This is a genomic window from Lacinutrix salivirga, assembly GCF_053604675.1.
In genome coordinates, this window is the sequence record NZ_JBSHNP010000126.1 from 93,576 (window position 1) to 117,693 (window position 24,118).

Annotated in this window: 22 protein-coding genes and 1 tRNA gene; 8 read left to right on the top strand and 15 right to left on the bottom strand. The window is 31.4% G+C overall.

Annotation, left to right across the window (positions count from 1 at the left end):
- Positions 1-15: 15 nt before the first annotated feature.
- Positions 16-699: a hypothetical protein gene (locus ACVC5O_RS11470; protein ID WP_452221622.1), complete on the bottom strand. Its 684-nt coding sequence runs from the start codon at positions 697-699 to the stop codon at positions 16-18.
- A 75-nt stretch (positions 700-774) separates the two neighbouring features.
- On the opposite strand from ACVC5O_RS11470, the gene ACVC5O_RS11475 reads away from it, so the two are divergent.
- Complete coding sequence (locus ACVC5O_RS11475) at positions 775-1,713, top strand: SPFH domain-containing protein (RefSeq protein WP_452221623.1); 939 nt, start codon at positions 775-777, stop codon at positions 1,711-1,713.
- Positions 1,714-1,776: 63 nt separating this feature from the next.
- On the opposite strand, the gene ACVC5O_RS11480 is transcribed toward ACVC5O_RS11475, so the two are convergent.
- From ACVC5O_RS11480 to ACVC5O_RS11495, 4 genes are all read right to left on the bottom strand, one after another.
- On the bottom strand, positions 1,777-2,937 hold the full coding sequence (locus tag ACVC5O_RS11480) for a GNAT family N-acetyltransferase (protein ID WP_452221624.1): 1,161 nt from the start codon (positions 2,935-2,937) through the stop codon (positions 1,777-1,779).
- 66 nt (positions 2,938-3,003) lie between these two features.
- Complete coding sequence (locus ACVC5O_RS11485; protein WP_452221625.1) at positions 3,004-3,489, bottom strand: DUF1761 domain-containing protein; 486 nt, start codon at positions 3,487-3,489, stop codon at positions 3,004-3,006.
- Between the two features lie 97 nt (positions 3,490-3,586).
- A complete protein-coding gene (locus tag ACVC5O_RS11490; protein WP_452221626.1) occupies positions 3,587-4,435 on the bottom strand; it encodes a T9SS type A sorting domain-containing protein in 849 nt (282 codons plus the stop codon).
- On the bottom strand, positions 4,404-6,419 hold the full coding sequence (locus ACVC5O_RS11495) for a glutamine--tRNA ligase/YqeY domain fusion protein (protein WP_452221627.1): 2,016 nt from the start codon (positions 6,417-6,419) through the stop codon (positions 4,404-4,406). The genes ACVC5O_RS11490 and ACVC5O_RS11495 overlap by 32 nt, the downstream gene beginning before the upstream one ends.
- A gap of 149 nt (positions 6,420-6,568) precedes the next feature.
- On the opposite strand from ACVC5O_RS11495, the gene ACVC5O_RS11500 reads away from it, so the two are divergent.
- The 3 genes from ACVC5O_RS11500 (at position 6,569) to ACVC5O_RS11510 (ending at position 7,252) form a co-directional block, all read left to right on the top strand.
- Positions 6,569-6,769: a zinc ribbon domain-containing protein gene (locus ACVC5O_RS11500; protein ID WP_452221628.1), complete on the top strand. Its 201-nt coding sequence runs from the start codon at positions 6,569-6,571 to the stop codon at positions 6,767-6,769.
- Positions 6,769-7,131, top strand: a complete 363-nt coding sequence (gene folB / locus ACVC5O_RS11505) for a dihydroneopterin aldolase (RefSeq protein ID WP_452221629.1) — start codon at positions 6,769-6,771, stop codon at positions 7,129-7,131. Before ACVC5O_RS11500 ends, folB begins: the two co-directional genes overlap by 1 nt.
- 50 nt (positions 7,132-7,181) lie before the next feature.
- A tRNA-Cys gene (locus ACVC5O_RS11510) sits at positions 7,182-7,252 on the top strand.
- Between the two features lie 589 nt (positions 7,253-7,841).
- On the opposite strand, the gene ACVC5O_RS11515 is transcribed toward ACVC5O_RS11510, so the two are convergent.
- The 5 genes from ACVC5O_RS11515 to ACVC5O_RS11535 all read right to left on the bottom strand — a co-directional run bounded on the left by ACVC5O_RS11515 (position 7,842) and on the right by ACVC5O_RS11535 (position 12,412).
- A complete protein-coding gene (locus tag ACVC5O_RS11515; protein WP_452221630.1) occupies positions 7,842-8,192 on the bottom strand; it encodes a ribose-5-phosphate isomerase in 351 nt (116 codons plus the stop codon).
- A complete protein-coding gene (locus tag ACVC5O_RS11520; protein ID WP_452221631.1) occupies positions 8,193-8,873 on the bottom strand; it encodes a LysE family translocator in 681 nt (226 codons plus the stop codon).
- Between the two features lie 121 nt (positions 8,874-8,994).
- Complete coding sequence (locus tag ACVC5O_RS11525; RefSeq protein ID WP_452221632.1) at positions 8,995-9,678, bottom strand: head GIN domain-containing protein; 684 nt, start codon at positions 9,676-9,678, stop codon at positions 8,995-8,997.
- A gap of 62 nt (positions 9,679-9,740) precedes the next feature.
- Entirely contained in the window at positions 9,741-10,064 is a 324-nt protein-coding gene (locus ACVC5O_RS11530; protein ID WP_452221633.1) for a YbjQ family protein, read from the bottom strand.
- 104 nt (positions 10,065-10,168) lie between these two features.
- A complete protein-coding gene (locus ACVC5O_RS11535) occupies positions 10,169-12,412 on the bottom strand; it encodes a ribonuclease R family protein (protein ID WP_452221634.1) in 2,244 nt (747 codons plus the stop codon).
- Between the two features lie 753 nt (positions 12,413-13,165).
- On the opposite strand from ACVC5O_RS11535, the gene rpiB reads away from it, so the two are divergent.
- The 3 genes from rpiB (at position 13,166) to ACVC5O_RS11550 (ending at position 15,053) form a co-directional block, all read left to right on the top strand.
- A complete protein-coding gene (gene rpiB, locus ACVC5O_RS11540; RefSeq protein ID WP_452221635.1) occupies positions 13,166-13,600 on the top strand; it encodes a ribose 5-phosphate isomerase B in 435 nt (144 codons plus the stop codon).
- A 3-nt stretch (positions 13,601-13,603) separates the two neighbouring features.
- Positions 13,604-14,521, top strand: coding sequence for a cation diffusion facilitator family transporter (locus ACVC5O_RS11545; RefSeq protein WP_452221636.1), 918 nt, complete (start codon positions 13,604-13,606; stop codon positions 14,519-14,521).
- A gap of 85 nt (positions 14,522-14,606) precedes the next feature.
- Positions 14,607-15,053: a GNAT family N-acetyltransferase gene (locus ACVC5O_RS11550; protein WP_452221637.1), complete on the top strand. Its 447-nt coding sequence runs from the start codon at positions 14,607-14,609 to the stop codon at positions 15,051-15,053.
- Positions 15,054-15,097: 44 nt separating this feature from the next.
- Here the strand turns inward: ACVC5O_RS11550 and ACVC5O_RS11555 are convergent, their stop codons facing one another.
- From ACVC5O_RS11555 to ACVC5O_RS11575, 5 genes are all read right to left on the bottom strand, one after another.
- The gene (locus ACVC5O_RS11555) at positions 15,098-15,946 is read right to left on the bottom strand and encodes an OmpA family protein (RefSeq protein WP_452221638.1); all 849 of its coding nucleotides are present in this window, start codon (positions 15,944-15,946) and stop codon (positions 15,098-15,100) included.
- Between the two features lie 191 nt (positions 15,947-16,137).
- On the bottom strand, positions 16,138-16,998 hold the full coding sequence (locus tag ACVC5O_RS11560) for an OmpA family protein (RefSeq protein ID WP_452221639.1): 861 nt from the start codon (positions 16,996-16,998) through the stop codon (positions 16,138-16,140).
- 8 nt (positions 16,999-17,006) lie between these two features.
- Entirely contained in the window at positions 17,007-18,644 is a 1,638-nt protein-coding gene (locus ACVC5O_RS11565; RefSeq protein ID WP_452221640.1) for a S41 family peptidase, read from the bottom strand.
- Positions 18,645-18,648: 4 nt separating this feature from the next.
- Complete coding sequence (gene rnpA, locus ACVC5O_RS11570) at positions 18,649-19,011, bottom strand: ribonuclease P protein component (RefSeq protein ID WP_452221641.1); 363 nt, start codon at positions 19,009-19,011, stop codon at positions 18,649-18,651.
- Between the two features lie 22 nt (positions 19,012-19,033).
- Positions 19,034-19,846, bottom strand: coding sequence for an XRE family transcriptional regulator (locus ACVC5O_RS11575; RefSeq protein WP_452221642.1), 813 nt, complete (start codon positions 19,844-19,846; stop codon positions 19,034-19,036).
- A gap of 346 nt (positions 19,847-20,192) precedes the next feature.
- Here ACVC5O_RS11575 and ACVC5O_RS11580 point away from each other — a divergent pair, with 346 nt between their 5' ends.
- Positions 20,193-23,810: a hypothetical protein gene (locus tag ACVC5O_RS11580; protein ID WP_452221643.1), complete on the top strand. Its 3,618-nt coding sequence runs from the start codon at positions 20,193-20,195 to the stop codon at positions 23,808-23,810.
- The last annotated feature ends 308 nt before the right edge of the window (positions 23,811-24,118 follow it).

Consider the following 24,118-nt stretch of genomic DNA (forward strand, 5'->3'; position numbering starts at 1 on the left):
AAAATGAGGTTTTTTCTAAAACGTAATCATAGCAGTAAATGCTAACATACTTTGATTGCCTTTAAACTGTTTTTTCTCGCTAGTGTTAAACTCTGCATCATTTAGTTGGCCTAAAATATTAGTAAAGCCATAAATATATTGTGCTCTAAGTTTAAAAAAATCATAACCTAAAGTGGCTCCAATAGCACCATTTACATTAAAATTATTAAGATCTACAAAATCCTTTGCTAACACAGCGTCAAAGTCTGCAATAGTAAAATTTTCTTTCGCATCGTCTGTTAATTCTAAATCGGAATTATACTGTAACATTGGTCCAGCATCTATTGTTAAATGAGACGTTTTAAACGGTTTTATGTGAAACAAAAACGCTAATTGAGCTGTAAATATTTTATACTCTACAGGCTCAAAAACCGAAGACAAGCTAGAGGCTAATCCGTTAACGCTTATTTTATTTTCTGAGAGTTGCATACCATAACTTACATTGTACCATCTGTGTGGAAGGTCTGCTGTTGCGCTCATGTGAGCCATCCAACCATTTCCTTTTTGGGTTTCAAAATTATCTGTAATGATATTAAATTGCGTGAGTCCTCCACCAATGGCAAATCCATTTTTAATATCGTAAGTTCTGTGTTGCGAAAAAGAATGTGTAACAAAACATATAGTAAATGCTACTAATAAGATAAATTGAGGTTTTTTCATTTGTTTGGGATAAGTTGAACAAATATAACTTAATTTAGTAGTAATTATTTTCTAACCATTTTTAAAAATCATTTTATGGGACAATTTCTTTACATTCCAATTATTTTTTTCGGCTTAATCATATTGATTTCGGCCTTTTTCGTAGTAAAACAACAAACATCAGTAATCATTGAGCGCTTTGGTAAATTTCATAAAATTAGTCCTTCTGGATTACACATGAAAATTCCTTTAGTCGATAAAATTGCAGGACGTTTAAGTCTTAAAATTCAACAATTAGATGTTATTATAGAGACCAAAACGCTAGACGATGTATTTGTGCGTTTAAAAGTATCTGTACAATATCGTGTTATTAGTCAAAAAGTATATGACGCATTTTATAAACTAGATTATCCGCATGAACAAATTACAAGTTATGTTTTTGATGTTGTGCGTGCAGAAGTGCCTAAAATGAAATTAGACGACGTTTTTGTTAGAAAAGACGATATTGCAATTGCTGTAAAAACAGAACTAAACGACGCGATGTCTGATTATGGGTTTGATATCATTAAAACTTTAGTAACAGATATTGATCCAGATGCACAAGTAAAAGCAGCAATGAACAGGATTAATGCTGCAGATAGAGAAAAAACTGCTGCACAATTTGAAGGAGATGCTGCACGTATTTTAATTGTTGAAAAAGCAAAAGCTGAAGCAGAAAGCAAACGTTTACAAGGACAAGGTATTGCAGACCAAAGACGTGAAATCGCTCGTGGTTTAGAAGAATCTGTAGAGGTATTAAATAAAGTTGGTATTAATAGCCAAGAAGCCTCTGCCTTAATTGTTGTAACGCAACATTATGACACCTTACAAGCAATTGGTGGAGAAACTAATAGTAATTTAATTTTATTACCAAATTCGCCACAAGCAGGAAGCAATATGCTTAACGATATGGTGGCTAGTTTTGCAGCCAGTAATGAAATTGGCGAAGCTATGAAACAAGCAAAATTAAATAAAAAGAATAGCGAAAAAGAATAGCTATTTATAAACTATAAATAACCTCAAGGTGTAAATGCTTTGGGGTTTTTTTATGGATTAATTTTAGGGTTTAAAAGGATGTCTCTCCACCCAATTTGTTGTTGGATTTAAATATTTTACTATAAATTTTAATACTGTATTGGCAATAAAACTATTAGTATGTTTCATGTAAATATGCATCATTTTTGGCTTTGCGCCTATGGAGCTTTTTATTTCCATTGCTGTACGTGCATAAACAATAGTTTTAAATCCATTTTCAATGCCAAATTGAGCCATATCATACAACATGTTTAAATATATTTTATACTCGTTTTGTAATAATGGATTATAGCCTAAAAAATAGGTTTCTAGCTTATCATTATTAAGAATTAGTGTGTAAAACCCAATAAGTTCTTCGTTTAAAAAATAACCGAAAACCTTAAAATGATCTTGTAACTCTTCTTTTATATGGCTGAAATGTGCTTCATTTAAAATAAAAGAATTCACTCTAGCATTGTCAGACACGTTTTTATACAACTCAAAAAGCGTAGTTTGGTTTTGTTTAATAGTTGCTAAATCTAACTCCTTTTTTATAATCGATTTTGCTTTATTTCTAGCCGAATTAAAACGCTGTCTGTATTTTTTTGTAAACTCCGCTTTGTAATCTTCTAATGTTTTCCAATGCTCTGGAATATTAAAAACCATATTAGGTTGTACTTGTACTTTATATAAGTTTTGTTGCTTAAAAAAGGCGGTATTGTTATGTATAGCGTCGTTTTCAAAATAATCTTTGAAGGCTATAATTCTTATCTTTTTGTTATTCTCTTTCTTTATTTTAAGCCTAATAGCTTCAATTGCATCACCTAAAATATTTAAATAGGTTTCGTAGTTTATAGCTTCAGATTTAAAATACAGTCCATGTTGTCCTGTGTGCATTAAATTACCTATAACTAAAGCATTTCCTCTTACAATTTTAGAGACTAACTGTTTTGTAATTCTGGTTAAGTAGTTGTCTTTTGTGTTTCTAAAAATATCATCTAAATACATTTCTACTCGTTGTAAAATGGCAATCCCTATAAGTGTTTCAGCTTTAAAAATACCTACATAAAAAGGGGTTATGTTTTGCGGACACGAACACTCTAAAGCCTCTAAAAATTTAGTGGTTAAAAACAAATCGTTGTGTGGCAAAGCATCCCAAGAGTTTGGAAGCGTTTTTACCGAAGTATAAATTGTATAGTGAATCAAAATTTTAAACAAAAAAAGACTGAAAACAACCGTTATCAGTCTTTGTAAAGTTATTGTTTTTAGTGTTTACTTCCAACCACAAATAATGGCTCCAATAATAGTTAAGCACACCATCCAGAAACTAGAATTAATCATAATGTATTTCCAGCTTTTGCGCTCAAACATTCCGTTAATAGCTATTACAGGAAAAATCATTAAAAGACCAGCTAAAAAACCATGTAGAGCTCCATGTTTAAACGTCCTGTACGCGTTACCATAATCTGCCATAAAAGCATCGAAAGACGGTTTTGCTTGTGCAGGATCTCCACCTGTTAATTGGACTGCTCCCATTTGGTGGTTTGTTAATTGTTGTAAAAAGAAAGCCAGAATAAAGGATAACACTAGTGTAATTACAAAAATTACAGCCATGTTTCCGCTTTTCATTTTAGCTTCTGTCATTTCTGCTTCTCGCATCCAAGCGTTTCCAAATAATTTGGGATTGTACCATATAAATCCCAACACAATTGGTACAGTTGCAGCCACAAGAATGGCTAAATAATTAAATCCTTCCATGATAAATATTTTTTAAGTTAGTTGTTTTAAATGTACAAAAAAACCTCGACACGTGTTTATCGAGGCTTTGTATTGCTTTGTAAATGTGCTTATTAAGTTATTTTACAACGTGTTTTATTACAATAGAATTATTAGAGTTGCTTATTTTAAATACATACACACCTTGTGATACATTTAATGTGATAGGTTGTGATTTCTGAATGTTTTTTTGTGTTAAAATAACTTTTCCAGTGCTATCAAAAACCACCAACTCATCAATCGACTTTGTAAATTGAATCGTGCCTTTTGAAGGATTTGGATAAACAGAAACACCCTCTAAATAATTAACAGTTGGTGTAGATAGCGTATTACCTTCCTCAAAAACCACATTATCTATATAACCATCATTATTAGTGCCTGAATTTCTATCTGAAATTAAAGTAATTCTTACTGTTCTTGTTCCAACAGGAGCCAACCTTGCATCCGAATAAGAATCCCATTGTGCTTGGTTTGTTCCAAAACCAGTATCGTAAGTATGGAGTACAGAGCCAGAATTATCTCTATAAGTTACTATAGCTTTACTTGCATCAGCTGGAGCTTGATTAAATGATCTTAAATAACACGAAAATGAATAAAATTGAGTGCCTAAATCAATAACAGCACTGTTGCCAGAAACATCAATATCTTGATAGATTTCTGCGTAACTATTAGCTCCTGCAAAAAAATAGGCTGTTCCATCTTGTGGTGCTGGATTTGAACTACGTTGTGTCCAATTTCCAGAAACAACAGTCCAATCGTTTGTTATTGGAGCATTTTCTGCGCTTCCGTTAGTTACAAGATTTTGCGCTGTTGCGCACAGGCTAAACGTAAAGAGTAAAAGACAGGTAATGTTTTTCATAAATAATTTAATTAAATCTGTAATTATAAAATGTGTTTTATAGGCTTGAAACTGTCTTAGCTTCTGCAACTAACAGCTCGTTTTTATCGTCTAAAGCTTTAGTAATAAAGGCATTTATTGCTTCGTTTTTTTCTAAACCGTTTTGTAACAATACACCTAAACTTATCATCGTAATTATACGCGTACCAGCTTTTTTTACAGAGGTTCCAAATAAAGGTTCTAACTCTTCGTAAGAAATATTTTTAGCTAGTTCTTGGATTTCGGCTTTGGCTTTGTTTTGTTGCTCTACCTTCATTCTATCGTATTTTTTGCCATACGATTTAATTTGATCTATTGCAGAACGGTTATTTTGCTGAGCCTGTTTCTGTTGGTTTTGGTTGTTGTTTTCTTTTGGCTTTGCTTTTGCCCAAGAGTCTCTTAAACCTACTGTTTTATTAAAGACTAACGCTCCTGGTTTAGAATCATTATCTACATTAAAATAGCCTAAACGCTGAAACTGAAACTGCTCACCTACTTTAGCTTCTGCTAAACTTGGCTCTACAAAAGCTTCAATTATATTTAATGAGTTTGGATTAATAAATTCCATAAAGTCTTTGTCCTCATGACTGTCTGGTGCTTCATCTAAAAACAACCTATCATACTCTCTAACTTCGGCTTTTAAAGCATGTTTAATGGACACCCAATGCAAGGTGCCTTTTACTTTTTTAGACGTATCTTCTGTGTAAGTACAATGCGCTTCGGTTATGTTACCATTGCTGTCTTTTACAACATTTTCTGCTTTAATTATATAGGCGTTTTTAAGGCGTACTTCTCCTCCTAATCTTAATCTAAAAAATTTACTACCTGCTTCTTCTTTAAAATCTTCTTTTTCAATATATAATTCTCTAGAAAAAGGGACTTTTCTAAATCCTGCGCTTTCATCTTCTGGATTATTTTCGGCTTCTAACCACTCTTCTTTAGCTTCAGGATAATTAGTTATCACCAGTTTTAAAGGATTTAAAACAGCCATTACACGAGGTGCAATTTTATTTAAATCTTCGCGAATGCAAAATTCTAAAAGGGAAACATCTATAATATTATCGCGTTTAGCAACACCTACGCGCTCTATGAAATGACGAATGGCATTAGGAGTGTAACCACGTCTTCGTAATCCAGAAATAGTTGGCATACGTGGATCGTCCCAAGCAGAAACGACACCAGATTCTACTAATTTAAGCAACTTTCGTTTACTCATAATAGTATAACTTAAGTTTAAACGTGCAAATTCTCGCTGTTTAGGAAGCATTGGATACTCGTTTTTACCATAAGGATATACTTGCTCCTTAAACCAATCGTAAAGCTCTCTATGAGGCTTAAATTCGAGAGAACATAAACTGTGCGATACTTGCTCTATATAATCACTTTCACCATGCGTCCAATCGTACATTGGGTAGATACACCAATCATTACCAGTTCTATGGTGATGTTTTTTTAATATACGATACATAATAGGATCTCGCATTAGCATGTTTGGATGCTGCATATCTATTTTTGCACGTAAAATATGCTCACCTTCGTCGAACTCGCCAGCTTTCATTCGCTCAAATAAATCGAGGTTTTCTTCAACACTTCGGTCTCTAAAAGGACCATTAACGCCTACTTGTGTTGGTGTGCCTTTTTGTTCTGCCATCGCTTCGCTAGATTGCGAATCTACATACGCTTTGCCTTCTTTAATTAGTTTTACAGCCCAATTATAAAGTGTTTGAAAATAATCTGATGAGTAAAACTCATTTGCCCATTTATAGCCTAACCACTCAATATCTCGCTTTATAGCATCTACATATTCTTGCTCTTCTTTAGCAGGATTTGTATCGTCAAACCTTAAATTTACAGGAGCATTATATTTTTCGCCTAAACCAAAACTTATACCAATAGCTTTGGTGTGACCAATGTGTAAATAGCCATTTGGCTCTGGTGGAAAACGAAAACGTAATTTGCTTTTATCTAAACCGTTTGCTAAATCCTCTTCTATGATATGCTCTATAAAATTGAGCGACTTTTTTTCTTCAGACATATTAATTTTTCTGTTAAGTATTGATTTTTAAAGCTATTAATCAATAAAATCTTAAGCTGTAAAATTAGTGAAATTCATTAACATTTGTAACAATCTTTATCAATCTTGTACTAATATTGTATAACTATATAATTTAAGTTTTCAAATTTATGAATTATCAATGCCCAAAGTGTTCTAATACCAGTTGTAATATCGACCAAATGCAAGCCACAGGAGGTTTGTTTACAAAATTATTTAATATACAGAGTAAAAAATTTACTTCTGTGACTTGTGAAAAATGTACTTATACGGAGTTTTATAAAACTAAAACAAGTACAATTTCTAACGTTTTTGATTTTTTTACAAACTAATGGGAATTATTAAAGTTGAAAACATACGTGTTTACGCACATCATGGATGTTTAAAAGAAGAAACTGCTATAGGAAGTGATTATAGAGTAGATTTAAAAGTAAAAGCCGATTTAGAGAAAAGCGCAGTGTCTGATAACTTGGAAGATACAGTAGATTATGTCTTTTTAAATAGAGTTGTTATTGAAGAAATGGCAATACCAAGTGCACTTTTAGAGCATGTTGCAAAACGTATTTTAAATCGTATTTTTAAAGAAGATCAATTAATTACCATTGCTACAGTTGCTGTAAGTAAAATTAATCCACCAATAGGAGGAGACGTGCAAATGGTAACTATAGAATTGACTCAAAAAAGAAAAAGCTAAACTATATAGTGTAAAAAGGTAATTATTTTTATATTTGCCTTCCTAATTAGGGTGTCGTGGCCGAGTGGCTAGGCAGTGGTCTGCAACACCATCTACAGCGGTTCGAATCCGCTCGACACCTCAAGAAAGCGTTACTTTTTAAGTAGCGCTTTTTTTTATTTTTAAATTTTAAGAAAATTTAGAGTAATATAATACAGCGGTTCGAATCCGCTCGACACCTCAAGAAACCTTCAACACAAGTAGGAGGTTATTTTATTACTAATTTTTATGAAAGTGAGATTCCTCGTCGTGCCTTCTTCGGAATGACAGAATATTGGTTTTTGGATGAAGTGTTTTAGTCTTTATTGAATAATATAGTTTTATTCGTGCTTTTTTAATAATCTATAATTGTGAGATTCCTCGTCGTGCCTCCTTCGGAATGACAGAATGTTGGAGTTTAGGTGTAACATTATAGTCTATATTAGTATTAAACTTTTGTTTAGCTTTTTATATTAAAATTATGAAAAAGTGAGATTCCTCGTCGTGCCTTCTTCGGAATGACAGAACGTTGGAGTTTGGATTTAGCTTTATATTCTTAATTGATTAGTATAGTTCTATTCGTGTGTGTTTTTAATAATCTATAATTGTGAGATTCCTCGTCGTGCCTTCTTTGGAATGACATAATGTGAGAGATTATAATTTAATTAGGTTGCTACCTTCGCAGGAATTTGTTAATTAAACCAAACTGCATAACGTTGTCGTCTTAGCTCTAAAGCTAAAGTTTCTTCTAGTTTTAAAGCTTCTGCTCTAGTAGCAATTGGATTAATATGATTGTATAAACTTGGTCTTAAATACGAGCCATATTTTTCAACAATATTTGAGGACAATTTATGTCCTTTTTTGTTTCGGTAGCCTGTTTTATGTTGCAGAAATCGTTCTTTAGGTGTTTTACTCGTCATACCAACATATAAGCATTCTAAAACACCATTAAATTGTGGGTTTGCTGCTCTAAATTTAGCATGTTCTGTAAATACTTTTTTAGATAATTCTACAACGTAAATGTAATACTGGGTTTTTGGCATTTAATCCAACGGATTTATTTGCTCTATTTTTTCCTTTAGTCTTTCCTTTTCATTAGGAAAAAAGCCTTGTACTAATAACAATACTCCAAATGCTAAAATCACTAAAGCAATGATTTTTTTTGTTTTAAAAATAAGTTTTGGTGTGAGTTTATTTTTTAATCGTTTTGCAGCTGCTATTTTAAATAAATCTGTAATAAAATAACTGGCTAGCATTGTAATTATAAATACAATAACACCATTTTTGGATGTGGTTATAGAGTTTGCAATAACTATAAAACCCAACCAGCCAAGCAACACTCCAATATTGATAAAGTTGAGTAAAAAACCTTTAATAAATAGTTTTCCGTAGGCTTTTTGGATTTCTACTCTATGGTATTCTTTAACAATAGAACGAAAAGATCGAGAGGTTTTTACAAATGAAATTATTCCATAAACAACCAATAAAACGCCTCCAAATATTATAAAATTAGGATCGTCTTCAATTTTACTTACTAGTTTTTCTGTACTGTAAAAAGCAACAATTATAAAAAGGATATCTGCGAAGAAAACACCTAAATCAAAAATAAGTGCGCTTTTAAAACCTTTGGTTGCACTAGTTTCTAAAAGAACGAAAAAAACAGGACCTATGGTAAAGGCTAAAATAATACCAAATGGAATTGCTGTTAATATATCGTCGAACATAGTGTTTGTTTGTCTTTACTACAAAGTAAAGAAATATATAACATTAATACGAATTACCACTTAATATTAAAGCAAAAAAAATGAATAGTTTCCCATTCATTTTTTATAATTTTTTTTGTGTTTAATACTGTTTTGGCCTAGTTTCTATTCGGCCACCAAAAGTTGTTTTTTTGTTAATTTTTTCTGGATCTCCATAGATATAAATATCTCCTCCAGCTGTTATTTTAGCATCTACAGATTTAGAGGCATTAACTTCAGCTTCACCAGCAGCTCTAACTTTAACAGCTGTTGTTTTGGTTAAAAACTCTTTTCCTTCGTAAATACCTCCTGTATTAAGTGTAATGTCTTGTTTGTTGGCTTTACCTTTAGTTTCAATAATACCTCCAGAAACTGCTCTAATTTCTACAGTATTCACGTTTAAACCTATTAAAAGTTGAGCGCCTTCTTGTGCTCTAAGTTCAATGTGGTCTTGTTCTATAAGCTCGTTTCCAATAATTTTTGCACCTTCGTTACCATCTATTACATCTAAAGTGGTGTAATGTACTGCGACAAACGTTTTATTACCATCGAAAGCACGATCTAAATTCATGCGTATTTTTAACTTTCCATTTTTATTAACTACCTCTACATCGTCCACATCGTCTCCTGTAATTATAACTTTATTAACATCGGATTTTACAAGGCTAATTTTAATTAGATCAAATACTTTTACCTCATTAAAATTGCCTACGTTTTTTTCTAATGGATGTTGTGCAGTTAATGTAATTGTTAAAAATAATACTAGTGTTGTAATTAGCGTTTTCATATTATACATGTGTTTATATAAAGAGTAAATACTTTTTAATGTGTTACACTTTTATAAAAAAATTATGCGACTTGTACTGCAGTTCCTGTTATGGAAACGATTAAAGTTGATGTATTTGATAAAGGTTCTATATCTATTCTAATACCAACAACAGCGTTTGCTTGTAATGCTTTAGCATTGTCTTTTATTTTCTGAAATGCTTCTTCTTTAATATTTTCTAAGCCTGCTGAATATGCTTCGTAATATTTTTTTGCACTAAACATATCTTTAAAACTCATTTTTGTGCCTTTATAAGAATAGCTAGAGTTGTAAGATACACCTGTTACAATGCCTTTATAATCAATAATTTTAAAGCCTTCGATTGAATTTGTTGTAGTTAAAATCATTTTAAACGTTTTTTATTAGTTGTTGGGTTTTAGTATTCGTTACACAGTAAATTGTTTTCACTACAATTCTCGTGCGTCAAATCACTCGAACAGACGTTAAAATATTACTCGTCGTGTTTTCCTACTAAATTAAAATCTAAGTGACGCTTGGCTAAATCGGCTTGTTTTACATTAACAACAACCTCATCTCCTAATTGGTACATGTTTTTAGTTTCTCTACCAATAATTGCAAATTGATCTTGATCAAACTCGTAATAATCGTCTTTGATATCGCGAATTCTAACCATGCCTTCGCATTTATTAGCTATAATTTCTACATAAATTCCCCAATCTGTTACACCAGTAATTACACCAACAAAATCTTGGTCTTGGTGATCTTGCATAAACTTAATTTGCATGTATTTAATAGAATCACGTTCGGCTTTTGTTGCTAAATATTCCATATTACTGGAGTGCTTACATTTTTCTTCGTAAGCTTCTGCATTAGCCGATTTTTCGCCATCTAAATAACGTTGTAATAAACGATGTGCCATGACATCTGGATAACGACGAATAGGAGAGGTAAAGTGACTGTAATAATCGAAAGCAAGTCCGTAATGTCCAATATTATTAGTAGTATATTCTGCTTTAGACATGGTACGAATTGCTAAAGTATCGACAAGGTTTTGCTCTTTTTTACCATTTACATCACTTAATAAAGAGTTTAAAGAAGAAGAAATACTCTTTTTATCTTTAAAATTAAGCTTATAACCAAATTTAGAAACTACACCTTGAAGTGCAAATAATTTACTTTCGTCTGGCTCATCGTGTACACGATACACAAAGGTCTTTTCTGGTTTTTGTTTCCCAATAAATTCTGATACTTTTCGGTTTGCTAAAAGCATAAATTCTTCAATTAGCTTGTTAGCATCTTTACTAGTTTTAAAGAAAACTCCAACAGGATTTGCTTCCTCGTCCAATTCAAATTTTACTTCTACTTTATCAAAAGAAATTGCTCCAGAACTCATACGTTTAGAACGCATTTTTTTTGCAAGTTGGTCTAATTTTAATGTCGCAAATGCTATTTCTGAACTTGTTTTATACTCTTTTCCTGTAAGAGAAACTTCTGCAGGAATTGTGGTATTAATTTTAGAGGTTTCAACTGCGCTCGAAGTGATATTTAACTCTCTATTATTTTCTATAATGGCTTGTGCTTCTTCATAAGCAAAACGTGCATCACTATAGGTTACTGTACGACCAAACCATTGGTTTATAATTTCGGTTTTTTCGTTGATTTCAAAAACTGCAGAAAAGGTATATTTTTCTTCATGTGGTCTTAAAGAGCATGCTCCATTAGATAGTATTTCTGGTAACATTGGTACCACACGATCTACTAAATATACTGAGGTTGCACGTTCGTAAGCTTCATCGTCTAAAACAGTACCTTCTTGTAAATAATGCGATACATCTGCAATATGGATTCCTATTTCATAATTTCCGTTTTCTAAAGTGGTAAAGGATAACGCATCGTCAAAATCTTTGGCATCTTTTGGATCTATGGTAAAGGTTAAATCTTTACGCATATCACGTCGCTTTGCGATTTCTTCAGGCTTAATTTCTAAGTCTATTTTGTTTGCATAGTCTTCAACTTCATGAGGAAACTCGTAAGGTAAACCGTATTCTGCTAAAATAGAATGAATTTCGGTATTGTGTTCTCCTGGTTTTCCTAACACTTTAAGTACGCGTCCATTAGGAGAATCTGCTTTTTCTGGCCAATCCTCAAGAGTTACTAGTACTTTATCACCATCTTCTGCTTTATTAATTTTATTAATTGGAATAAAAATATCTGTGGACATTTTATTAGAATCTGGAACAAAAAATGCAAAGTTTTTGTTTTTATGGATTTGTAACACACCAACATACTCTGTTTTAGCACGTTTTATAATGTTAGTAATTTCACCTTCTAGCTTGCCACGTTTTCTGCGTTTATAGACATAAAGTTCTACTTCGTCTCCATTGAGAGCTTTATTTATATTATTTGAAGCAATATAAATATCATCTTCAAAATCGTCGGATATTACGTATCCAGAACCTTTAGAAGTAAGGTCTAAAATACCAGTGTGATATTCTGTATTATTTATAATTTTAAACTTACCGCGTTCTACTTCTTCAATCTCTTCTTTTGCTTTAAGTTGCGCTAATTTTTTTATAATTTGGTTGCGACTACTAGCGTCGTTAACACCTAATTTTGCTGCAATTTGTTTATAGTTAAAAGTTTGGTTTCTTTCTTTTTTTAAAATACTAATAATTGTATTAGTAAGGTTGGAAATTTTGTTATTAGATGGTTTCCTGTGTTTCTTTTTTGTCATTTAAATTGTAATATTATTATGTGTCATTCAGAGTGAAACGAAGAATCTCATGTATTAAAGAGATTGCCACGCTTTGCTTGCAATGACATCTGTTTTATAACTTAATATAGGAGGAGAGAAGTTATTAAGTTTATGCAAATCTACGTTTTTAATATTAAATGAAAATTAATACCATATTAATTAAACTTTAAGAGTTATAAACATTTATATATACTATTATCTTTTTCTTTTAAAAATTTAAAAAAATATTGATGTTTATTATTGCTTGTTAATAGTGGTATAACTTTTTTGTACTTTACTTTGGTATGTTACTTATAGCTTTCTATTAACAAGTTGTTAGCTACTTAAAGTCTTAATTTTAAAGTGGTTTAGTTTTACTATTAACAACTGTTTATAAATGCTGTTAACTACTAATTTTTAATAAGTATTTTATTTTTTAATGTTAGTAGGTTCAATTTTTTTACTCATAAGTAATACACAAAAAATGACTAACTTTTTTGGTAGATAGTTTTGAGTTTTTGTTTGAAAAATTTACTGGATAAACCTAATAAAAGTTTTAAAAAACAATGTTAAGATATTAACAAGTAGTCACAATTAATAGGTGCACTTGTTAACAGTGGTTATAAACACTATTAAAAAACCAAATTTTTCAAACCTAAAAAAAATGAATAAGTAAGTCTTTATAAGTTATGCATACTTGTAAGCAATTATTAACTTTATAGTCACAAACAATACAACTAAAAATAGTATAAAATGAAAATAGCAATAGGTAACGATCATGCAGGAACAGATTATAAATTTGCAATAGTTAAGCACTTAGAAGCAAAAGGATATACAGTTACTAATTATGGAACAGATAGTACTGATAGTGTGGATTATCCAGACTATGTTCATCCTGTAGCAAATGATGTAGAAAAGAAAGCAGTAGATTTTGGAATTTTAATTTGTGGTAGTGCCAATGGTGTGGCAATGACTGCTAATAAACATCAAAAAGTAAGAGCAGGAATTTGCTGGACAAAAGAAATAACAGCATTAACTAGGCAACATAATAATGCAAACATTTGTTGTGTACCAGCTAGATTTACAGCTGTACAACAAGCTATTCAAATTGTAGATACTTTTTTAGAGACTAAATTTGAAGGCGGAAGACACCAAAACCGAGTAGATAAAATACCTACTAATTGTTAGTATTTGGGACATACGCATTCACATAATCATACTCACAACCACAGTAATTTAAGAGGTAGAAACTTATTAATATCTATATTCTTAAATATACTAATTACAGTTGCTCAAATAATTGGTGGTTTACTTTCTGGTAGCCTTGCTTTATTAAGCGATGCACTGCATAATTTTAGCGATGTTATATCATTAATTATTAGTTATATAGCCGATAAATTATCTAAACGAAAAGCCTCTTTACATAAAACCTTTGGTTATAAACGTGCCGAAATTTTAGCTGCTTTTATAAATGCAGCAACTTTAATTATTATAGCAGTTTTATTAATTGTTGAAGCCATTGAGCGATTTCAAAATCCGCAAACAATTGAAAGTGATTTAGTAATTTGGTTATCGGTTATTGCTATTTTAGGTAATGGTTTTAGCGTATTATTATTAAAAAAAGATAGTGAGTCTAATATGAATATGCGCAGTGCCTATTTACATTTATTAACAGACATGATGGCAAGTGTAGCTGTTTTAATTGGTGGATTGTTAATGAAATTTTATGAGCTTTTCTGGGTAGATAGCGTACTAACTTTTGCTATTGCAGTGTATTTAATTTGGATGGGTTTTGATTTATTAAAAGAATCTACAAAAGTATTGATGTTGTTTACACCAGAAACTATACCTATAGATGAAATTGTTAAAGAAATTAATGCTTTTGAAGGGATAAAAAATGTACACCATATCCATGTTTGGCAATTAAATGAAGAGGAAATTCATTTTGAAGCTCATGTGGATTTTGAAAATAATATTACTTTAACTGAGTTTGATGTGATTTTAAATAAAATTGAAGAGTTACTCTATCATAAATTTGAAATAAACCACGTAAATATTCAGCCAGAATACGGAAAAGACGATGTGAAAGATGTAATTGTGCAGGATTAAAATTTTTATAAATTAGTTACAAATGTCATTCAGAGCGAAGCGAAGAATCTCTATACTTTCTTAGAGCTAACAACACACACACTCTATGCTAAAAATACAAACTAAAACATTTAAAGAATTAACAACTATAGAGTTGTACGATTTATTACAACTACGATCACAAGTTTTTGTAGTTGAGCAGGACTGCGTGTACCAAGATATTGATGGGAAAGACCAAAAGGCTCTCCACGTAATAGGTTTTAAAAACGATAAAGTTGTAGCTTATACACGTATTTTTAAACCAGGAGATTATTTTAAATTAGCAAGCATTGGTAGAGTAGTGGTTGCTGAAACTGAAAGACAGCATAACTATGGTTACGCTATAATGAACGCTTCAATTGAAGCGATACAAACACAGTACAAACACTCTAAAATTAAAATTTCGGCACAATGCTATTTAAAGAAATTTTATAACAATTTAGATTTTTTTGAAGTAGGTGAGGAGTACTTGGAAGATGGAATACCTCATGTGGCTATGATATATGATAAATAAAAAAACCTCACTATTTAGTGAGGTTTTTAGAGACTAAAACATAATTAATTTATAGCTATATGCTTTACTTTTAAAGCAATTGGTTTTTCTATACTTACATTTTTATTGGTATTTTTTACTTTTTTAGAGCTTAAGTAATTTACTCGCGTTGGATCTACACCACGCTTTACTAAATAGTTTCTAATTAATTTAGCTCTTTGTTTACTTAGTGCTAATTCTTGTTTTGATTTATTGATTGAAACTTTAGAGTTTTTTTCATGATTTAAATCCGATTTTATCACAAAAAATATTTCTTTTCTTTTAGAAAAATAATCTGCCATTTCGTTTAAATAGGCTTTCGATTCCGGAAGTAATGTTGTGGTTCCTTTTACAAATTTTACAGCTTCTAAGTTTACTTCAAAATCATCTTCAAGAGCGTTTTCATTAAACGTACTTTCAAATAAAGTTGGCAATATAACTTCTATAACTACCTTTCTATAATTTACTAAATCTTCTTCTTTTTGAGTGTTTTTTGAAAAGCAATCGTACTCACCAAAACCTTTTACTTCTAACTCACTTAAACCAAGAGACGTATTTTTAAGCACTATATTTTTAACGCTATTAGCACGTAAATTAGATAACTTTAAATTATAACTAGTATTTCCTACGTGATCGCTGTATCCATTTATTTTTATTTTTTTAAAATGAGTTTTTTCAACTGTTTTAATAAAGGCATTTAGACCTGCTAATTGTGCTTTAGAAATAGTACTCTCATTTTTTCCAAAATAAACATCGTAAGTCATAATGTTTGAGTTTCGGTCTTTTAGAGTTGTACTGTGTTCTAACGTTCCTGTATTAGCGTTTGTGTAATTAAACACTAAAACAACCAATAATAGTTTTAAATAATTTTTCATAATACATGTTTTTAGTGTTAATATTAGGACTGTATATAATGAAAACAATTAAATACTTCTTAACCCTACTTTTTTATAAAATATAATTTTAAGTGTTTGATTTAAAAAGAGTTATAAAAATGTAATTTTAAAAAACAGGTATAAAAAAACCTCTTAAATTTAAGAGGCTTTGTCTGTTTATTAAAAGTATGTTATTCTGTATTGCCAACATAAGTTACTAAAATTTCCACACGTCTATCAAATTGAGGATCGCCTCCAAGCGGAAATTTGCGTCGCATACCAACATATTTCATACGTCGTTTATTAACTCCTTTTTTGGCAAGATAATCGTAAATAAATTTTGCTCTTGCAACAGATAGGTTTCGTTTACGTGTTTTTTTATCTACAGCATCTCTACTGTTTTGAGTACAACATACATGGCCTTGTATTGTAAAATAAATATTATCGTGCTCCACTAAAATTTTAGCAATTTTTTCTAACGTTTTCTTAGATTCTGAAGTGATATAGCTATAACTGGTTTTAAAATAAATTTTATCTAAACGTATTTTATCGCCTTTTTTTATAGTACCATCTTCAATGTTTTTTGTAGTAATTTCTTTTTTTGGAGCTTCTGTAATAGCTTCAATTTCTACTTCTTTTTTTATTTGAGGCACTAATGGTTTAACAATAATTTCAACTTTACGATTTAGTCCTCTTACTTGGTGGATTTCGTCTTCGTTTAAAATTTTTAATAAAATTTCTCCTTTACCATTAACATTGGTAATTAAAGAATCTTCAATTCCATATCCCGAGAATAATTCTTTTATAGTATTCGCACGATGTTGTGAGAGTTTTAGATTGTAATCTGAAGTGCCTCTATCGTCACAAAACCCATAAATTTCTATTTTTTCTAATTGTATAGTATCTAGCGATGAAATAAATAATAATAGCCTATTTTCTTCGGTTAAAGGAACTACGTATTCGTCTGTGTCAAAATAAACGTCGTGCGACAATTCCTTTTGAGCAAACGCCAACTGGGAGAGTAAAAATAATAAGAATAGTCCTTTTTTCATTGTTGTTGTTATTGTCTCAAATAGTTTTGATAACTAGATGAATTTGCTAAGATTTGAGTCGCTTTCATAATTTCTGGATTATGAATTTTGTAATAATCGTATAACCCTTCTCTGTAAACATAGCGTTTAACAATCTCATCGGTTAAAAGATTTATTATCTGCGCTTTGTTTTCGTCTATAGCTTTAACTTTAGAGTTGTTTAAATTATTAATTAGCGTTGTATAATCGCGTTGTATAGCTTGGTCTAAATCCTCTTCTTTTGCAACCTCTAAGGCTTTGTTTAAGGCTTTTTCTGTTTTAGTTTCAAAAGAAAAATCGTTAGATTGAATAAAGCGTTTAAATTCAGAAAAATCTTTATCTGTTAATTCTAACGCATTAACATCTTCAGGTTTATTTTTATAATAGTATTTAGTAGCAAAATCAAATATTATTTGTTCATCTACAAGTGCTTTTGTAATTGCAGAGTGCTCTGTAATTTCTAATTTTTCGTCTGGCATAACGCCTCCACCATCATAAACTTTACGACCGTTTTTGGTTTTAAACTCGTTATAATTTTCTTTTTTAACGCGTACAGCATTTCCTTTATCGTCTCTATTCCAATAATCTAAAGATTGAATACAACGACCAGAAGGTGTGTAATATCTAGATATAGTTACTTTTAATTGTGTACCATACGTTAATTTTTTTGGACGCTGCACTAAACCTTTACCAAAACTTCTGGCACCAACCACAACTGCTCTATCTAAATCTTGTAATGAACCAGAAACAATTTCGCTTGCAGATGCACTACGACCATTAATTAAAACAACCAATGGAATCTCTGTATCTAAAGGTTCTTTTTTAGTGAAATACGTTCGGTTGTATTTTTTTACTTTAGATTTTGTAGTTACTACAAGTTGTCCTTTAGGTACAAATAGGTTAGTAACATTTACAGCCTCTCTTAATAAACCACCAGGATTATTACGTAAATCTAAAATTATGCGTTCTGCACCTTGTGCTTTTAAGTCTTTTAAAGCGTAACCTGTTTGCGCTGAGGCTTTTTCGTTAAACTTACTTAAAACAATATATCCTGTTTTATCGTCCACCATCGAAAAATGAGGTACAGCATTAATTTCAATTTCCGAGCGAGTGATGTCTGTAGTTTCTGTTTTGCCTTGTCTTAAATACGTGACTTTAAAAGAAGAATTTGGAGTCCCTTTTAAAAGGTTAGAAGGATCATCTTCATAATCTGCTACTACCACATTATCTACTTTAATAATTTCGTCTCCAGCTTTTAAACCTGCTTTGTCTGCAGGATAGTCTTTGTATGGCTCAACAATAATTAAACGGTCCTTAAGTGCAGTTACTCTTGCACCAATACCTGTATAATCTCCAGTACGTCTTATTCGCTCTGCTTCAACATCTTGTTCGTTATAAAAACGCGTATAAGGATCTAGATCGTTTAGCATGTTTTTAATGGCATTATCCATGAGTTCTCCTGGATTGGTTTCGTCCACGTAGTTCATGTTTAATTCCTTAAATAGCGTTGTAAATATTTCGATTTGTTTTGCAATTTCGAAAAAATCGTTATTAAATGCAGACCCTGAAAATAAAATAACAGTTGCAAAAACAGGAATAATTATTCTTTTCTTTAAAAATTTTTTCATCTGATTATTTTGTGATTGTAGTGTTAAATTTAGTTATTAACTGCTTCATTTTCAAATCTATAGTTTCAAAATCAGGCATTTCTTTACTAATATATAAAATCATTAACGAAAATGATAAGGGTTTGTTATTTAAAAGTTCGTTTTTATTTAACCTATAGCCTTCTCTAAGTAAGCGTTTAATGCGATTTCTGTGAACTGCGCTTTTAAAATGTCGTTTACTTACAGACACTCCAACCTTTAAATTGGTATCTGTTTCTGTATAAATTAACTTCAAAGGGTATGCCGAAAGTGATTTTCCTGCAGCAAATAACCGATCAATTTCTTTTTTATGCTTTAGTTTTTCTTGTTTTCCAAAAGTATAGTTCATGATTTGAGCACTAATAAGTCTATTAATTTTTAAGCGCTTTACTTTGCAACTTCTCCTGTAATGCTATCATCTTACTTTCTAATTCGTGTAACCTATCATAAACATCTACTGGTTCTGGCATTTGTTTAGAGGCAAACATTGTAACGTACCAAATTTCTACAATATCTTCTGCATCTATTGTAAAAGTTGGGTAGTTACCATCTTTATTGTCACTTTTTAGAATTAGTTTTTGACGTTCATTAATTCTATTAATTACTCTTTTTAGTACAATACCATCGTTTTTGCTTACAATAATGTAAACACGACCATCTTTTATGTCGTTTAGGTTTTCCACATATTTACCAAACACCATGTCGCCATCAAAAAACGTACGTACCATGGAGTTACCTTGTACTTCAAAACACCTGTAAGTACCATTATTAAGTTGTGGCATATGGAAAGAAGGTAAAGTTTCTATATACTCCGCATCTCCATAACCATCCAAATAACCAGCTCTGGCTTTTACAGGTACATACACCACATTTTCTTCTTGGTCCTGGTTTACAGCAATAACTTGAGGCATACCAGAATATGTTGTAATATGTTGCACATTTTCTTTTAGCATAATCTCACTTTTTCCAAAAAGGTAATCAGGATTAATGTCAAACTCATCTATAATGGCATGTAATACATCGTAACCAGGTTTTGTTTTTTTACGTGTGCCATCTGGTTGAGGTCTTCCGTTAACTATACTATCTATTGTAGTTCCTGTGACTCCAATACGTTTGGAAAACGCATAATTATTAAGATGAAAGTGATTAATAATAGCAGTAATTTTTTCGTCTATCTGTTCCATAGTGTTTAAAATAGGCAATACAACTTTTTACAAAACATTTTTGTTATTTGTTTATTTAATTTGTAAAATGTTTTATATTTGCAGTGTTATTCTTTCACAAATATACAAAAATCTTTCAAAATCAAACATTTGTATAAATTTAAGAATCACATTTTCTTAATTTTTTCCAATCCTAAACATTGTATTGAATAAATTTTAAGAGTTACTATTCGAAATTTTATTGAATAGTAAAATTTTTATGTCTTAAGTATTTAAGACTTGTATTAAGGTAAACCTGTTAGAAAAGCGAAACAAAAACAGTTCTTAATAGAACGAAAAATAATTAAAAACATAAAAATTAAAAACAATGAGTACAGCAATTAAACAAAACCTATTTAGGTTTGTAACTTTACGTAATCCACAATTAATTGAGAATAAAGAGAACCACAAAGGGTTTGTTTTTCATCCAAACGAATCTAACAGTGCTTTTTTTAATGCTATTGATGGTTTAGACGAAACACAAATTCAACACGCATTAAAATTACAAACCAGAAGCTTTTCTGCCTTAAAAACAAAAAAAGAAGTCAGTACGTTAAAAAGCGATCTTTATACTTTTTCGAGTTGGTTAATGCGAAATAAAAATCAACTTACTTTTTCTGAAATTAAGCAAAATAGTAATAATGTAGCACTCTTAGATGCTGCTAAACAAGAAGACATCCTGCTTTGGGATAATTTAATTTATCAAACTATTACTCAGGACTCTGTGTATGTAAGAGAAGCTATTATACAAATGCTGGTAGCTAATCAATTTTTGCAAGCGTTCACAGCATTTTCTTTACCATTACAAAACGATGTTATTTTTACAGAAGACCAGGAGAAAGATTTTGTAAGACGTGCCAATGCAAGTGTCGTATTGTCTAAACAACTATTTACTAAGGCTACTGTAAGCGATAAAAAACAGAGTAAAAAATTATCTAAAAGTCAAGAAAAAGCTTTTGAAAAAGAAGCTGTATTAGAATGTGCAAAACAAAGGCTACAAAACTATAAAACACTTTTAAAAGAACTTAAAAAAGTTGAGATTAAATATAATCAGGATACCCAAAAAACGTATGACGTTGCGTTAAAAGCACATAATGATGCTATTGAACAAATTAAAGCAGATGCTCAGCCAGTAATTGTTGAAGAAACAGATCCTAAAACAGGAGAAACGACACGTACTGAAACTTATCCTGATTTGGTATTTCCAAAATTTGGCTATACCAAACCAACAGCTGTAGATAGTAATTATTTATCTACTCGAATAACAGAAGAGTCTTTAGCAATTTTTGAAGGCCAAGAACTGGATATTTATGATGACTTGTCTGAAGTAAATATAGCTTTAAATGAGATGATACAAGAGGAGCAACAAACCATTATAAGTAATGCTCCAGAACCACCAACACATGTAAATATGGGAGGAACAGTGGTAACTGTTAATGAAACACCATATCAATTAGAGCCTTATTGTTTCCAAGTCTATTTTCAGTCTATTGCTGCATCACATAACAAACAGTTGTTTTTAGCATTAGGAACAGAAGATAGCGAAACAGAAATTGTGTCTGGTAGTTATACATTAACCAACAATAATGGAGCAGTATATGCAGGAAGCAATATTCAAAATTTAGGAAACACTTTAAATACTACAAAACACCTATTATTTACAGAGGGCATTCTATTACTAATGGGAATATATTCCTTTACAGGAGAATTTACATTAAGTAATGGCGTACAGCTCACTTTCGATGTTCCTAATATTATAATAAATAGAGGACAAAAAGGATTCCATGGTTGCACAGAGCAGATATCTTCTACTACACCACAAAATACAACCGAAGACGAAGTACAAAAAATTTATGGTGTAACCAATCTTGGTATAGCAGATTTTAGACGTGTAGAGCAAGAAGTGTGTTGTTATGTTCCTGGAGAAGTCTCTCACATAGAAAATGTAATGGCTCGCGAATATAAAGAGCGCAGCACAAGAAGTTTAATAAGTTCTGAAATTACTACAGAACGTACAGACGAAACAGAAAGAGAAAACCTAACAGACACTACAACCACAGAGCGTAACGAAATGCAAAGCGAAGCAGCCTCTGTAATTAATGAAGACCAATCTGAAAACTATGGTGCCAATGCCTCAGTTCATGGAGGTGGTAATAATTGGGGATTTAATATAGGAGCTTACGCAGATTTTTCATCATCTAGCTCAACATCAAATTCAAACAGTCAGGCTTTAACTTACGCACAAGAAGTTACAGAGCGTGCTATGGAACGTATTGTAAGCAAAACACAAACCAAGCGCACTTCTCGTATTTTAAAAGAGTTTGAAGAGAATAACAAACATGGTTTTGATAATACTAAAGGCGAGGAGCATGTAACTGGAGTTTACCGTTGGATCGATAAAGTATATAAAAACAAATTAATTAATTATGGCAAACGCCTAATATATGAGTTTGCAATTCCTGAACCTTCAAAATTTTTAAAAGAAGCGATTATAAAAAAATTAGAAAATAATCAACCTGTAGAAAATGGAGTAATTTTACCTACACCACCAACACATCCTAGTGACTATGTATTTGTTGCAGGAAATCTAAGTAAGGTTAAAAATGCTAGTTTTTTAAATGAAGATAATTACCAAGAGTTAGCAGCGCAATATAATGCAGAGGTTAACGCTAAACCTCAAAACTCGCTAACATTAACAAAAAGTTTTTTTGAAACTATTAACGTTCAAGGTCATGCATCAGTAACAGGAAGGTATTATTCCGGAAATGACAGCAATTTAGAAGGCGGTTTAAAGTCAGGAGGTTTAAAAATACCTGAAGGCTATAAGTGTACTAAAGTAGAAGCTCAAGTTTCTTATAATCGAGAAGGCGATAATGGTTCAGGTAGCCTACACATTAATATGGCAAATAATACTTGTTCAATTCCTCAAGCTATTTCGCTATCAGGTAATAATTTTACATTATTAGACAATGCTAGTATTACAGATGAATTAAATTTTAGTCTTTTCGCAAGTAATATTAATATATTAGTGTTTAATATTATTATGCATTGCGAACCTTTAGACACTATAGTAAAACACTGGCAAAACGAAACCTATAATGCAATTTTAAATGCTTATAACGAGCGCTTACGCGAGTATAATGAAGCAATGGTAGCTAATCAGGTAATTCCTGAAGGCTCAGATAAAAAATTAAAATTTAATGCTGCGCACAACCTAAGTTTAATGAAAAAAGAACTTAAACGAGTAGCTATAGAGTTGTTAATTGATCAAAGCAAAGTCTCGCAAGATAATTACACCACTAACTCAGAGACTACATCTGCAAGAGTAATTAAAAACACAGCGTTTCAAAATCATGCCTCAACCGTTAAGTTTTTTGAGCAAGCGTTCGATTGGGAAATTATGGCTTACGTATTCTATCCATATTTTTATGCAAAACAGGACGATTGGAAAGACTTGTTCCAACAGCAAGACGCAGCAGATCCAATTTTTCAAGCCTTTTTACAATCTGGTATGGCACGTACAGTAGTACCAATTAGACCAGGATTTGAAGATGCCGTAAACTGGTACATGAGTACAGGCGAAATCTGGAATGGTCAAGGCTTAGTAGTGGACCAAGAGGATGATTTGTATGTGTCTATAGCAGAAGAAATGCAAACCACAGAAGGCGAAGTCGAAGGCACTTGGGAAACCCGTTTGCCAACAAGTCTAACCGTTATACAAGCAGGAACCATTGGTTTAAAAGTAGAAGGGTTACCATGTGATAGTGATTGTGACACTTTTAAATTATTTGACTCCGATGGCGAAGAAATCTTAGACCAAAATGGCGAATCCTTTTCTAACCCAATAGAGCAAACCAATACTTTAATTGGAGGAACAGAACCTGAAACAGGAGGTATAAAATTACCACCAGAAACAGGAAACGAAGAGCCACAACCAACAGAGTAATGTTTAGTACACCTTAAAAAGGAGTTCAATTAAGCCACCTTACCTTATTTGTCATTCAGAGCGTAAGCGAAGAATCTCAAAAACCAAAACCCTCTCAATACCTATTGAGAGGGAAAAGGTAAGGTGTGTTTAATTGTTACTAAACCAATGTTTAACAATTAAAAAATAAAATTATGAGTAATACATTTGAGTTTGCAGAGCGGTTGGGATATACACCTGCATTTCAGTTTACAGAGCAATCACAAAATAGTGGGTTTTATAAAGAGCATGTTAACTTTGAAAATCTAGTAAAAACCTTAAAGAAAAAC